This is a genomic window from Amycolatopsis sp. NPDC050768 (assembly GCF_040654155.1).
GTDB lineage: Bacteria > Actinomycetota > Actinomycetes > Mycobacteriales > Pseudonocardiaceae > Amycolatopsis.
This window is the reverse complement of sequence record NZ_JBFAHL010000001.1, coordinates 1,380,669-1,394,192: the sequence shown is the minus strand read 5'-3', so window position 1 is coordinate 1,394,192 and position 13,524 is coordinate 1,380,669. Positions and strand designations below refer to the sequence as shown.

The window sequence follows — 13,524 nt, the reverse complement described above, 5'->3', positions numbered from 1 at the left end:
TACCAGGTGATGTCGATCCCGACGCTGATCCTGTTTCAGGGTGGCAAGCCGGTGAAGCAGATCGTCGGCGCGAAGCCGAAGGCGGCTCTGCTGTCGGATCTGAAGGACGTCCTCTGATCGAGGCGGCGCCGTCCAGCTACTGAGAACCCGGGCCTGCGGGAATCGCCTCGCGGGCCCGGGTTCTCGCACGTTCGGGCGAAGTGTCCGTGGCCATGATCACGCAGGTGCACGGGCGTGTCCGTCCTGCGGCGGCTTGCGCACTCCCGGGCACACCGACCGGGCCTGCGCGCTCACCGAGAGTTCACAGGGCACAATAGGTGCCCTGGGCTTACACCCACACAGGTTTTCTGTTTTCGCATCGAGCCGGTTTCGGTGCCCTAGGAAGAGCGAGGAGTGCATGCGGGTACTCCGCCGCGGTGACGCCGGTCCGGACGTCGCCGAGATCAGGTCGATCCTTGCCGGGATGGACCTGCTCCCGCCGGTGGCGGGGACCGAGCAGTACGGCACCTTCGACGCCGCCGTCGAGCACGCCGTACGGGCCTTCCAGCAGCGTCGTGGGCTGATCACCGATGGGGTGGTCGGCCCCGCCACGTTCCAGGCGATGAAGGGCGCGAGCTTCCACCTGGGGAGCCGTCCGCTGCAGTACATGCTGTCCTCACCCGTCCAGGGCGACGACGTGTTCGCGCTGCAGGAGCGCCTCACCGAGCTCGGCTTCGACGCCGGCCGCCCCGACGGGTATTTCGGCCCCCAGACCGAACGCGCCCTGCGCACCTTCCAGCGCGACATGCGCCTCGAACCCGACGGCATCTGCGGCCCGGCCACCATCCGCGAGCTGCACCGGCTTTCGTCGCCCCGCGCCCGCGGTGGCCGCCCCGTCTTCCTGCGCGAACAGGAACAGGTCCGCCAGGCCGGCCCCCGCCTGCGCGGCAAGCGCATCGTCATCGACCCCGGCCACGGCGGCGAAGACCTCGGCGTGGTCGCCGGCGGCCTCCGCGAAGCCGACATCGCCTGGGACCTCGCCCGGCGGCTGGAAGGCCGCATGCAGGCCACCGGCATGGAAGCCCTGATCTCGCGCGGCCCCAACCACAGCCCCACGGACTTCGAACGCGCCCGCTTCGCCAACGACGCCGGCGCGGACCTGTTCCTGTCGCTCCACAGCGACAGCAACCCCAGCCCCCGCGCCCAGGGCATCGCCAGCTTCCACTTCGGCACCGGCAACGGCACCACGTCCACCGTCGGCGAACTCCTCGCGGGCTTCATCCAGCGCGAGGTCGTGGCCCGCACCGGCCTCCGCGACTGCCGTACCCACTACAAAACGTGGGAAATCTTCACCCGCACGCGCTGCCCCGCCGTCCGCGTGGAGATCGGCTACCTCACCAACCCGGACGACAGCCGCAAACTCGGCGACCCCGCCTTCCGCGACATCGTCGCCGAGGGCATCCTCATCGCCGTCAAGCGCCTGTACCTGCTGGGTGAAGGCGACCAGCCCACGGGCACCTTCACCTTCGCCGACGTGCTGGCGCACGAGCTGGCCAAGGCTGAGTAACTCGTTTTCTACTTCACAACCCCCGCATCTTCGCGACTGAGCCGGGCCCTCCCTCCCGAGGCCCGGCTCACGTCTTTCCCTGCCGCCACTACGTCTTTCGGTCACTGCCCTCCACCACCTGACTCGCGCTGCGGTTCGCCTGCCCCGGATTGCTCGCCCTTGGCCGCTGGGCCGCGCGCAGTGGCATCTGGCACCACTGCGCGGCTGCAGGTCGCCGGGCTCGGCCATCGGCTCTCCGATACCGGCCTCCTGCCGCGACGGGCCGTTCTGCCGCCGCGGATCATCAGTCGCGGCTGAGCTCTGATTACCAACCACTGATCGCAGCTTCCCTCGACTCGCCACGGATCACCGAGGTGTGGGCCATCAGGCCAAGTTCCGATCACTGGCCGCCGATCGCTGCCCGGCCAGGGGACACAGGCCTCAGCCCCAGTCACCGACCACCGGCCGCGACCTCCGATGACAGAGCCCTATCGCTTTCCGCAGCCCAGGTCAGTCGCCAGGCAATCCCACCGATTTCTGCAACCAAGCGCACTGCCCGGCCGACGCTGGGCACATGCTCTATGGCGCCGGGCGCCGCCACCAAGGACCAGCCACTCGTTCCTGCGCCCAGGTGCAAGCCCTGCCATCGGCAGTAGTTCGCACTCAGCAGCCGGTGCGCTGGGTCCGGTTTCTGTTCACCGGCCCTGAACTCTGACGAATCCTCGATGCTCAGCAATGCGTCATCGCGGGCCCGCCGCTGCCGGGGCGCACCGCTCGTCGTCGAGGCCAGTCGCTGCGCAGAGACCCGGGCCGGGTTCCGACCGCTGCCCAGCGAGCTTCGATCAGCACTCGTCGGTCGATGGTCGCGAAGGCCGATCCGCTGGTCGGCGTCCACTGCGTGCTGGGGCCCGGCCGCGAGACCGGCTCCCCAGGTTTGTAGCTGCGTACTTTTGGTCGCGGGCCGTTGCCCGCTGGTTGCCAACTCAGACCGACGCAGTCAATGGCTCCAACTCGGGGCCGCGAGGAGTCAGCCGTCAGAATGCGTCGGCGCCGTTCGGCAGCCCTGGGTTGATGCCGCCGTTGGGCCCGGTTGGCGCAGCGAAGGCCCTTCGAGCTCGAAGTCGCCCAAGTCAGGACATACGGGAGCGGCCGGAAGTCACCGGCTCCTACCGCCGATCCGCTGCCGCTCCAGCCAAGGGTGCACGGCCCACCCAAAGCTCATCGCCGACGCCGAGCGGTATCCACCACCCGGCCGGACCCACCGTCACCGCAGCCTCGCGCCCCGACGTCCGCCCAACCCCGCACCCGGCCGTAGCACCTTCGGTGGACTTACCCACACCCACTCTGGGTAGTCGCTCACATTCGTCGCAACCAGCCGCACCCAAGGCGTGACGCACCGCCCACCGCTGGCGCCCTGTGCATAACTGCGGCCCAGACCTCACCCCAAGCGGTGCACGGGCCAACCCAGGTGGAGTAGTCCACCGCCAACCCCGCAACCGGAGCCACGCAACCGCTTCGACAGCCCCAGCCGACCGCCACAACCTATTGCGCCCGTCCCGCCGGGGACACACCACACCTTGGGGCAGCCCCCGCCCTCCTCGGGGGGCGTCCCCAGATCCAGTCTACTCATCCACAGGTTTTCCACCGCGCCTATCAGGGATCTGTGGATAACTCGGGGTTTCTTCCACAGTTGTGCACAGCTGGGTAAATCGGGTATTTCGGGCTGGGTAAGACCGTGGTAGGCGGGCATCGCGAAGATCTTTCGGGGGGGTGTGTCGAAGGGGTGGGGTCGGTGGCGACGTTCGGGGTGACGGGACAAGGAGGGCTGCCATGGGTGGCACGAAGTTGACCTCGGACGATGCGGTGCGTACGGCAACCGGGCAAGGGTTCGGTGAGTGGGGTGAGGTGCTCGACGCGTGGGGAGCGCGTGGTCAGGGGCACAGGGAGATCGTCGGCCGGCTCGTCGAGGAGCATCGGTTAGGCAATTGGTGAGCACAGACAGTGACCGTCGAGTACGAGCGGTCCCGGGGTTGCGGCCGCGCAACGGGGGTCGGGACGGGCTGTTCACGGTGAGTGCGAGCCGGACGATCGAGGCGAGCGTCGAGGATGTCTACAAAACCGTGGCCGAACCGGCCGCGAGGAATGAGTGGCTCGACGGCGATCAGCTCAGCACCAGAACGACGCAACGGAACAAGTCAGCGCGGTTCGACTGGGGCGACGGGGCTACGCGGGTCAACGTCGGGTTTGTCGACAAAGGTACGAAGACTCAGATCGCCCTGACGCACGAGCGCATTGTCGACGAAGAGACAACCAACGACTTCAAGGCCTACTGGCGCGACAGCCTCACCAAGCTCAAGAAGCAGCTCGAGAGCAGCTGATCAAGCCCGCCCGAGACTCGGCTCCGCGGTCGTGATCGTCACCTGGCCGAGCAGCCGCTCCAACGCCGCCTCGACGTCTTCCTTCCAGGTGATCGCCGAACGCAGCTCCAGCCGCAGCCGCGGCCACTTCGAGTGCGGCCGCACCGTCTTGAAGCCGACGCTCTGCAGGAAAGCCGCCGGCAGCACGCACGTGTGCTGGCCCATCGGGTCGAGCTCCTCGGGCACGGCATCGCCGAAAGCCTCGATGGCGCGGACGCCGCGTTTGGTCAGGTCCTTCGCAACGGCCTGCACGAGCATCCGGCCGAGGCCGCCGCCACGGAACTCCGGCAGGACCTGGAACGCGGTGAGCAGCACGGCGTCGGCGCTGGGCGGCGACGTGGGGAAGGCCAGGGAGCGCGGCACGGCGTTCGGCGGCGCGTACAGCACGAAGCCGACCGGCAGCGTGTCGCTGTAGACGATGCGGCCGCAGGAGCCCCACTCCAGCAGCACGCTGGAGACCCAGGCTTCCTTCTCGACCTCGGTGGAGCCGAACTCCTCCGCCTGGGCCTTGAGGTGCGGCGCGAGCTCCCAATACACGCACCGGCGGCAGCTCTTGGGCAGGTCTTCGAGGTTGTCGAGTGTGACGCCCACCACGCGACGCGACACCTGAAACCTCCCCGAATCCCTCACGACCGGCATCCGCTCCCCACAAGAGCGCAGGAACGACCGGAAGAGCCACTCGAAGAATAGGACGATGTGATGAGCGCCGGAAGAGCGGGGACCAGGAAGAGGCCCTGGTTACACTCGATGGATCTACCCGCAGGTACCACCGAGCCCTCAGGTGTGTCGATGACCGAGAACCGCCCCGTCAAGCCGCAAGCCGGCCGCCACAATCTCGACCCTCACCTCGACCGGTACGCAGCGCGCACCGCCGGGATGACCGCTTCGGAGATCCGGGCCCTCTTCGCGGTGGCGAGCCGGCCCGAGGTCGTGTCGCTGGCCGGCGGCATGCCGAACCTCGCCGCGCTGCCGCTGGACACGCTGTCGGCGCAGGTGGCGGAGATCATCGCCGACGAGGGTCTTGTGGCACTGCAGTACGGGTCGGCCCACGGCATCCCCACGCTGCGCGACCAGATCTGCGAAATCATGGCTCTCGAGGGCATCAAGGCGCACCCGGACGACGTCGTCATCACCGTCGGTTCGCAAATGGGCCTCGACATGGTCACTCGCCTGTTCTGCGACCCCGGTGACATCGTGATCGCCGAAGGCCCTTCGTACGTCGGCGCGCTCGGCTCGTTCGCGGCGTACCAGGCGAAGGTCGTGCACGTCGCGATGGACGACCAAGGGCTCGTGCCCGACGGGCTGCGCGAGGCGCTGCGGCAGGCCGAGAAGACGGGCCGGCGCGTCAAGTTCCTTTACACCATCCCGAATTTCCACAACCCCGCCGGCGTCACACTCGCTGTGGAACGTCGTGCGGAGATCGTGGAGATCTGCCGCGAGCACGGTGTGCTGATCGTCGAGGACAACCCGTACGGGCTGCTCGGCTTCGACGGCCAGACCTACCCGGCGCTGCGCTCGATCGACCCCGACAACGTGGTGTACCTCGGCTCGTTCTCGAAGACGTTCGCCTCCGGCCTGCGCGTCGGCTGGGTGCTCGCGCCGCACGCCGTGCGTGAAAAGCTTGTGCTGGCAGCGGAATCAGCGACGCTGTGCCCGCCCACGTTCAACCAGATGATCGTCTCGCGCTACCTCGCGACGCACGATTGGATGGGCCAGATCAAGAAGTTCCGCGAGAACTACCGCGAGCGCCGCGACGCGATGATCTCGGCGCTGAACCAGTACCTGCCGCCGGGCTGCTCGTGGACGATGCCCGAAGGCGGCTTCTACGTGTGGGTCACCGTGCCGGAAGGTGTTGACACCAAAGCGATGTTGCCGCGTGCGGTCACCGCGCGCGTGGCGTACGCGTCGGGTACCGGCTTCTACGCCGACGGTTACGGCTCGCGCCAGATGCGCCTGTCGTACTGCTACCCGACGCCCGAACGGATCCGCGAAGGCGTGCGCCGGCTCGCGGCGGTGCTGGAGTCCGAAATGGATCTCAGCCGCACCTTCGGTAGCGTGAAGGCACGCACCATCTCGGGGCCCGAAACCCCGTCGCCGGACACGGTCTGACCGGTCCGCAGCAAAACCTAAGGAGTTCCCACGGTGGTCGACCGTACCGTTGCCGTGCTCGCAGGCGGGCTTTCCCACGAACGCGACGTCTCCCTCCGTTCGGGCCGCCGGCTTTCGGCCGCGCTGCGCTCCGAGGGGCTCACAGTGGAGGAGTGGGACACCGACGCCGGGCTGATCGAGCGCCTGCGTACGCAGCGTCCTGACGCGGTTGTCGTCGCGCTGCACGGCGGTGAAGGTGAGAACGGCTCCGTGCAGACGGTGCTGGAAATGCTCGGCGTGCCCTTCGTCGGCACGAGTTCGCAGGGCTGCCGTCGCGCGTGGGACAAGCCGACCGCGAAGGCGTTCGTACAGCAGGCCGGTTTCTCGACGCCGGACTGGATTGTGTTGCCCCACAGCACTTTCCGTGAACTCGGCGCGCAGTCGGTGCTCGACGCGATGGTGGAGCGCCTCGGACTGCCGATGATCCTCAAGCCGGACCAGGGTGGCTCGGCGCTCGGCACGCAGGTCGTGCGCGAGGCGTCGGAACTGCCCGCGGCGATGGTTGGCTGCTTCGCATACGGCGACACCGTGCTGGCGGAACGCTTCATCGACGGGGTCGAGGTGGCCGTGACCGTCGTCGAAGGTGAGCACGGCGCCGAGGCGCTGCCGGCCGTCGAGATCGTGCCGGAGAGCGGCGTCTACGACTACACCGCCCGCTACACGGCCGGTCTCACCGACTTCTTCACGCCGGCGCGCATTTCCGAAGACGCGGCGAAGGCCGTCGGCGAGCTTGCCGTGGCGGCGCACCGCTGGCTCGGCTTGCGCGACATCTCGCGCACCGACGCCGTGATCACCGCCGACGGCACGGTGCAGTTCCTCGAGGTGAACCTGTCGCCGGGTCTCACCGAGACGTCGACGGTGCCGATGGCCGTCGAGGCGGCGGGGAAGTCGCTCGGGTCGGTGTTCGCGGATCTCGTGGCACGGGCCGTCGCCCGCTGATCACCGCGCTCGGTAGAGGTCGCGCAGCAACGCGATTTCGGCGCCGTGGTGCAGCACTTCCTGGTTGACCCACCACACGATCTCGAGGAACGGCTCGTCGGGATCGCTGCCGTGGGGATAGGTGCACAGGCCCACGGTGTCGAGTGCTGCGTCGTCGACGCTCAGCAAAGCTTTCCGCCACGCAGCTGCGCCGGTTTGGAACGCGGCGGTCGCGGTTGCGGCGTCGCCGGTGTCCACGTAGTCGTCGCGGGTCAGCGTGTGGCTGCCTGACGTGTGGTCGGCGCGTTGGATCAGCATTTCGCTCAGGTGGCTCAGCCGCCACGCGATCGTCGTGACGGGCGCCGGCGACGGGTGGGGATGGGGAGCCGAGTCGCGGCCCCACTCGCCGCGGCCGGCGAGGAACGTCGCGCGCGGCCCCGGCCCGTCGGAGCGCCGCCGCACCGACCAACAGACCGGCGTCGGCTCCCACCGGAGCTCGTCGTCGGTCATCGGTTCGACGGAGACGGGGGTTCCGTCGCCGCTGTCGACCGCCGGCCCGTCGAGCCGATCGACGAGTCGCTCGTACGCGAAGACGAACTGACTCAGTAGCGGAGCCAAGCGCGGAGGGATCACGGAACGCTCCTTCGGGAGAGCTGGTTCCGCCAACTCTCCCGGATTCCGCGCCGCACGACCGCCGATTTTTCCCGCGCCCGCGGCGACCACCCAGAGTGCCGGTCACTGTCCCGGTGAGCAATCATCACCGTGACGAAACGACCCGGGGTGATCCCTAGTCGGTTTCCTCTGTCCGATTCGCCGTTTTTTCGTTCGAGTTCGCGTCGATGAGCGAGACGATGCGTTCAAGGTCGTCGACCGAGCCGAACTCGAGAACGATGCGGCCCTTGCGGCGACCGAGGTCGACCTTCACGCGGGTGTCGAAGCGATCGGAGAGGCGGTTGGCCAACTCCTGCAGGCCTGGTGCCTGAATCGGCTTGCGGGGAGCGGCCTTCGGCTTCGCCGGCTTTTCGTTCTTCTTCAGCGTGACGGCTTCCTCGGTGGCGCGCACCGACATGCCCTCCGCGACGATCCGAGCCGCCAGCTCTTCCTGGCTCTCCGGATCTTCAAGCGACAGCAACGCCCGCGCGTGCCCGGCCGAAAGCACGCCCGCGGCTACGCGGCGCTGCACGGCCAGCGGCAGTTTGAGGAGGCGGATCGTGTTGGTGATGACGGGACGGCTGCGGCCGATGCGGCTGGCGAGCTCTTCGTGCGTGACCGCGAACTCGTCGAGCAGCTGCTGGTACGCGGCCGCCTCTTCGAGCGGGTTCAGCTGGACGCGGTGGATGTTCTCCAGCAGCGCGTCGCGGAGCATGGACTCGTCGGCGGTCTGCCGGACGATCGCGGGGATCGCCTCGAGCTCCGCCTGCTGCGACGCCCGCAGGCGCCGCTCGCCCATGACGAGCTCGTACTCGCCGTCGCCCAATTCGCGGACGACGATGGGCTGCATGAGCCCGAACTCGCGGATGGAATGTTCGAGTTCGGCGAGCGCTTCTTCGTCGAAGAACTGGCGGGGCTGCTTCGGGTTCGGCTTGACGGCGCTGACCGGGATCTCCCGGTAGACCGCGCCGGCGACCTCACCGCTGACGGGAGTCGCCGCGCCGTTGGCCGCGAACCAGCCCTTCTCCTCACGCGCCGCCTTGTCCGCGGACGTGCCACCTTCGACGGCGGAGGGCGCCGGGCCGGCCGTGGTGGCCGGCCCGGTCGGGATCAAGGCCGCGAGCCCTCGCCCCAGCCCTCCTCTGCGCTCAGTCATGCGGTACTGCTCCTTCCTTCGGTCGCGCCACGCTCCGCGATCTCCTTGGCGGCGTCGAGGTAGCTCATGGCGCCGCGTGAACCGGGGTCGTAGGAGAGCACGGTCTGACCGTAGCCAGGCGCCTCCGAGACCTTCACACTGCGCGGGATGACGGTCTTCAGGACAGTGTCGCCGAAGTGGTTGCGGACCTCGTTCGTGACCTGGTCGGCGAGCTTGGTGCGGCCGTCGTACATCGTCAGCAGGATCGTGGAGACGCGAAGCTCGCGGTTGAGGTGCTGCTGCACGAGCTCGATGTTGCTCAGCAGCTGCCCCAGACCTTCCAGCGCGTAGTACTCGCACTGGATCGGGATGAGCACCTCCTGCGCGGCCACCATCGCGTTGACGGTGAGAAGGCCGAGCGACGGCGGGCAGTCGATGAAGACGTAGTCGACGCCGATCTGATCGAGGACCTCGGACGAGAGCGCCTCCTTGAGCCGCGTCTCGCGGCTGGCCATGGAGACGAGCTCGATCTCCGCACCGGCGAGGTCGATCGTCGCGGGGACGCAGAACAGGTTCGCCGACTGCTCGCTGACGGCGGCCGCCTCAGCGAGCGACACCTCGCCGATGAGCACCTCGTAGATCGACGGCGTGCCCGAGCGGTGGTCGATGTCGAGCGCGGTGCTGGCGTTGCCCTGGGGGTCCAGGTCGATCACCAAAGTCTTCAGCCCGTGCACGGCAAGTGCGGCGGCCAGGTTGACGGTGCTCGTTGTCTTGCCGACGCCGCCCTTCTGGTTGGCGACCGTCAGCACCCGGCGATGGGTCGGGCGGGGGAGCATGCCCTCCTTCGGGTGCAGGACGCTCGCGGCGCGGACGGCTTCTTCGGCGATCGGCGTCCAGCCCAAGTCGTGGCCGGTGCTCGCAGGGTCGGACGGGCGGGGATTCACCGGTCTCGGCACCTCCTCTTGATAGACGACTCGTTGGCGTTCGGACCGCGGTGTTTCACGTGGAACGTCGCGGCCGCACTCGTACGCTTAGCTCCGCCTGCCGCGTGGCCGTGACGGCTTCGGTGGCAGGCGGCGGATCATCACGACCGTGCTGGGGACCTCGAGCACTGCCTTCCCACACTCGGCGAGTTCTGGATCGGCACCGCCGGCCTTCCGCACAGCCACGCGGTCCCGCTCGATTTCCTCTCCCGCGCTGGCCCCCTTGAGCGCAACCAGACGACCTTCGGGGCGAACCAGTGGAAGACACCAACCCGCGAGGCGAGCGAGAGGAGCAACAGCGCGAGCGGTGACGACGTCAGCGCCACCCAGCTGCTCGCGCACAGACCGCTCCTCGGCGCGTCCACGCACGATGGTGATCGGGAGTTCCAGCTTCTCGGCGACCTCGGCCAGCCAGTCGACCCGGCGGGCCATGGGTTCGAGGAGAACGATAGCGAGGTCCGGTCGAGCGATCGCCAGCGGCACACCCGGAAGCCCAGCCCCTGACCCGACGTCCACCACGCGCGCCCCGTCGGGAATCTGCTCCCCGATCACAGCCGAGTTCAGTACGTGGCGCTCCCACAACCGCTCCACCTCACGCGGCCCGATCAGCCCCCGCTCGACCCCATGCGTAGCCAGCAACTCCACGTACCCAGCCGCCCGGTCCACCCGCTCGCCGAACACCTCCGCCGCCGCAGTCCGCACCATCGCGGTGGCGCCGTCCAAGCTCACGAAACCCACTCCTCGGTCCGCGCGTTTCACGTGAAACGCGCTCGTTCGATTGTCCCCGATGCCGAGCCCAAATCGAGCCGACAGACCGCAACTGTGGACAACTCCACTCAGGGAGCCGAGTGTCCACAGCCGTGTTCCACGTGAAACCACGACGGTGGGTGGCGCTCAGGGGGTGCGCCGTTTCACGTGAAACGCCAGGCTTGTAATTCGCACCGAGCAAGCCTCGGAGGTTCGGTCCACGCGAAGGATCGAGTCGTGGTGCGCCAGATCGATCGGGTGCGGCAACTCGCCCGACGCTGCGTAGCCAACGGGCGGGCAGGGTCGACAAGCGCGCAAGCGAACTGACAGGCGGCGAAGTACTCCACCGCTAGGCGGGCGAGCCGGAGGATGAGGATCGTGGCCCGGCACCGCCAGGACAGGCCGACATGGCACCCATAGGCCCGCCGTCGGGCGCCGCCAATAGCCGAGGGATCCTCCCCGGCGAAAGGGTGCGAACGCTTGGGCAAGGGGATAGGCCGACAGTGGAGCAGGCGGCTTCGGCGGCGGCTCCAAAGGGGCCACCGAGAAACCGACACGGGGAACGGTCTGTCAGGCGAACCGGCAGCAGGCCCACGAGCGAACACGCCGCCGCACGAGGCGACCGGCCGACCGATCTGCGAACAGCGCAGCAGGCAAGCGCAGCAGCCGGCTCGGAATGCAAGCGGGCAAGCATGGAGGAGTGGCCGGAAGGCGACGGCACGGACCGCTCGCGAGCTGAACGGACGAACCAAGGAACACGAAGTCGCGCCCGGGGTCGAAGGTCATAGACCGCCCTTCTTTGCCCAGCCTCCTCGGCTCGCAGCCCTCGCTTCGGCGCGCAAGCTGAGACGTTCGGCGGGCACGGCGCAGCGGAGTGGTCGTGACACTGGTGCGGCTATCTGTCCGGTCGAGCGGCGGCTCCCGGATGAGCCAGGGCGCCCGAGGGGACGACGCTCGATCGGTCCGAGCGCGCGGCGACGGCTTAGTGCAGGGCCGCGGCGGGGCATCCGCTCTAGCGGCTGCCTGGCGTGGGGACGTCCGGGCAATCGCTCGACTATGCCGGCGGACACCCGGCGGCCGGCGACGCGACCGCGCTCGCCGAGCGGTAGACGAGATGTGGGTCGCCGCGAGCGCGAGCCCGCGGGTCCGACCTCCGGAGCAGCCCGCGACCAGGCGGCTCGATGAGCCGCGTTCGCCGGAGCGGACTCTGCCGCCTCAACGTCCGGCGCCGAGCGAAACCGGCGGGTTCGGACGAGCTGCCTGGGTGAGGGTCTTAGCGAATACGGGTCTCATGGTGGCGGCCCGGCGGGGCCGACCGGTGTTGTCTGAACCGACCCGGCCGGCCCAGGCGGGCGGACGACCGCAGCCGAGCCACTCCGAGCGCGCCGACCGAATGGGGGGCAGCGGCGCCACGGCGGCGGTCCGCTGGGTCGGATCCGCTTGCACCGGGCGCACCCGGGAGGCCGCTGGGCAGCGGGAGGCGACAGGTTCCAGCGAGTGCTGGCTGAGGCAAGTTCAGTCGGGGACCGAGGCGTGTGTAGATGTGCGCCGGGCACCACGTTCGGTCGATTGCGACGACAGCGCCGGAACGAGTCCGGGCGGCTTGGGTGGGCGCAGACTCGGTGAGTGCGGAGTCGCGATGGAGACGTTCGGTTGGCCGAGCGGACTTCTCCGTGTGTGCGTGGGTGGCGCGTTCGGGTCGGCTGGGAGGGCGGCAGCGGAGAACCTCGCCTAGATAGTCGGTGGATGGATATGGACCTCGGCGGAGTGAGGTCGCGTCGCCTGAAGGCCCGCGGACGGTAGAGCCGCGTTGCCGGGGGTGCGCTCGCGTGGCGAGTTCAGTCGACTGAGTCGGCAGAACCCATGAAGCTCCGCGCGCTGGGTGGTGGATGGCTGGGGCGTGGGGTCGTGGCAGGAGCTGGGCGGGGGTTGAGCCGTCATGCCCGGAGTGCGCGCGGCGGGTCGGGTGGGTGCGCCGGAGCATGGTCGGTCAAGTTGGGCGGTGGGTTGGTGTGAGGCCCCGGCCGGCTCGGGCCCGGGTGTGGAGGCCGGTAGCAGCTGGCGATCCGCGACGGAGTCAGCCTTGGTGCTCGGGCAGCCGGAGTGGCTCTGGGGGAGGCCGCGGTAGGTAGTTGGACTGTGTGGGGCTGGAGCGGAGCCGCGGTGAGGTCGGGGACGCTGCGGAGCGAGGGGACGAAGCGGGTGCGGAGTCCCGGCCGCGCAGTCCGACGCCCCGTGAGCCGCGATGTCCGGAGCGGGGTCAGGTGGCGCGAGCAGGTGCGCGGTCCAGGGCGCGGGACCGGGGTTCGGACCAAGGTGGCAGGGCTGCAGCTGCAGCAGCTGGTTCTGGCCAATGTGGCGAGGCGGCAAGTGCCCGAGCGGATACGAGCCGCAGTTGCGAAACGGCACTGCGATCAGCACCAGATCGGGCCCAAGTCACAACGGCAAGGCGATCGGTACGAGAGGGGGTTCAGGCCACGGCGTCACAGCGACGAATGCGGCAGCCGGTTCAGGCCAAGAACTAAGGCGAAGGGGCGGCACAGCGTTGGGGCACGGCAGCAAGCGCTGAAGCAGATCCGGGCCACTGTGCCAAGGCGATGGGCACGGGAGGGGTTCGAGCCACGGGCCTAAGCGACCGCGGCAGCAGCGGGTTCAGGTCGCAAGGGCACAGCGATTAGCGCGGCAGCCGATCCGGGCCAGGGCGGCAAGGTGACGGGCGTGGGGATGAGCATGAGCACGCGGTGTGGCCGCCCACTGCGGGATCCGGTTCGGCGCATGGCGGCAAGGTGATCGGCGTGGGGAGCCGCTCCGGCGCACGGTGGTGAGGCGGCCCAGCGCAGGAGCCGGCGGGCGTGCGACCGTGGAGAGCAGGTCCTGGCATGTGATGAACCGATGAGCGTGGCGGCTGCGTGCGGGGCACGGCGGCAAGCGCGGAGGCCGAGCCGGAGCACGGCCGCGAGGCGACAGGTGTGGGGAGCCGTTCCGGGCACGCGGTGAGGC

The 13,524-nt window shown here is 69.0% G+C and carries 11 protein-coding genes; 6 read left to right on the top strand and 5 right to left on the bottom strand.

The window, feature by feature from the left end:
* From AB0H62_RS07070 to AB0H62_RS07055, 4 genes are all read left to right on the top strand, one after another.
* Positions 1–117, top strand: a 117-nt coding sequence (locus AB0H62_RS07070; RefSeq protein WP_360584686.1) for a thioredoxin domain-containing protein, incomplete at its 5' end; no start/stop codon positions are given.
* Positions 118–397: 280 nt separating this feature from the next.
* Positions 398–1,546: an N-acetylmuramoyl-L-alanine amidase gene (locus AB0H62_RS07065; protein ID WP_220245391.1), complete on the top strand. Its 1,149-nt coding sequence runs from the start codon at positions 398–400 to the stop codon at positions 1,544–1,546.
* A gap of 1,809 nt (positions 1,547–3,355) precedes the next feature.
* Positions 3,356–3,517: a hypothetical protein gene (locus tag AB0H62_RS07060; RefSeq protein WP_360584618.1), complete on the top strand. Its 162-nt coding sequence runs from the start codon at positions 3,356–3,358 to the stop codon at positions 3,515–3,517.
* A gap of 77 nt (positions 3,518–3,594) precedes the next feature.
* Complete coding sequence (locus tag AB0H62_RS07055) at positions 3,595–3,903, top strand: SRPBCC domain-containing protein (RefSeq protein ID WP_360584616.1); 309 nt, start codon at positions 3,595–3,597, stop codon at positions 3,901–3,903.
* Here the strand turns inward: AB0H62_RS07055 and AB0H62_RS07050 are convergent, their stop codons facing one another.
* Positions 3,904–4,548, bottom strand: a complete 645-nt coding sequence (locus AB0H62_RS07050; protein ID WP_360584614.1) for a GNAT family N-acetyltransferase — start codon at positions 4,546–4,548, stop codon at positions 3,904–3,906.
* Between the two features lie 183 nt (positions 4,549–4,731).
* On the opposite strand from AB0H62_RS07050, the gene AB0H62_RS07045 reads away from it, so the two are divergent.
* The gene (locus tag AB0H62_RS07045; RefSeq protein WP_220245394.1) at positions 4,732–6,051 is read left to right on the top strand and encodes a PLP-dependent aminotransferase family protein; all 1,320 of its coding nucleotides are present in this window, start codon (positions 4,732–4,734) and stop codon (positions 6,049–6,051) included.
* A gap of 33 nt (positions 6,052–6,084) precedes the next feature.
* Positions 6,085–7,029, top strand: a complete 945-nt coding sequence (locus tag AB0H62_RS07040; RefSeq protein ID WP_220245395.1) for a D-alanine--D-alanine ligase — start codon at positions 6,085–6,087, stop codon at positions 7,027–7,029.
* On the opposite strand, the gene AB0H62_RS07035 is transcribed toward AB0H62_RS07040, so the two are convergent.
* The 4 genes from AB0H62_RS07035 to rsmG form a co-directional block, all read right to left on the bottom strand.
* Positions 7,030–7,641 carry a DinB family protein gene (locus tag AB0H62_RS07035; protein WP_360584611.1) on the bottom strand — a complete coding sequence of 204 codons (612 nt, stop codon included), beginning with the start codon at positions 7,639–7,641 and terminating at the stop codon, positions 7,030–7,032.
* A 154-nt stretch (positions 7,642–7,795) separates the two neighbouring features.
* Positions 7,796–8,815: a ParB/RepB/Spo0J family partition protein gene (locus AB0H62_RS07030; RefSeq protein WP_220245397.1), complete on the bottom strand. Its 1,020-nt coding sequence runs from the start codon at positions 8,813–8,815 to the stop codon at positions 7,796–7,798.
* The gene (locus AB0H62_RS07025; RefSeq protein ID WP_220245398.1) at positions 8,812–9,738 is read right to left on the bottom strand and encodes a ParA family protein; all 927 of its coding nucleotides are present in this window, start codon (positions 9,736–9,738) and stop codon (positions 8,812–8,814) included. Before AB0H62_RS07025 ends, AB0H62_RS07030 begins: the two co-directional genes overlap by 4 nt.
* Before the next feature lie 87 nt (positions 9,739–9,825).
* Positions 9,826–10,506: a 16S rRNA (guanine(527)-N(7))-methyltransferase RsmG gene (rsmG, locus tag AB0H62_RS07020; protein WP_220245399.1), complete on the bottom strand. Its 681-nt coding sequence runs from the start codon at positions 10,504–10,506 to the stop codon at positions 9,826–9,828.
* Positions 10,507–13,524: the final 3,018 nt, after the last annotated feature.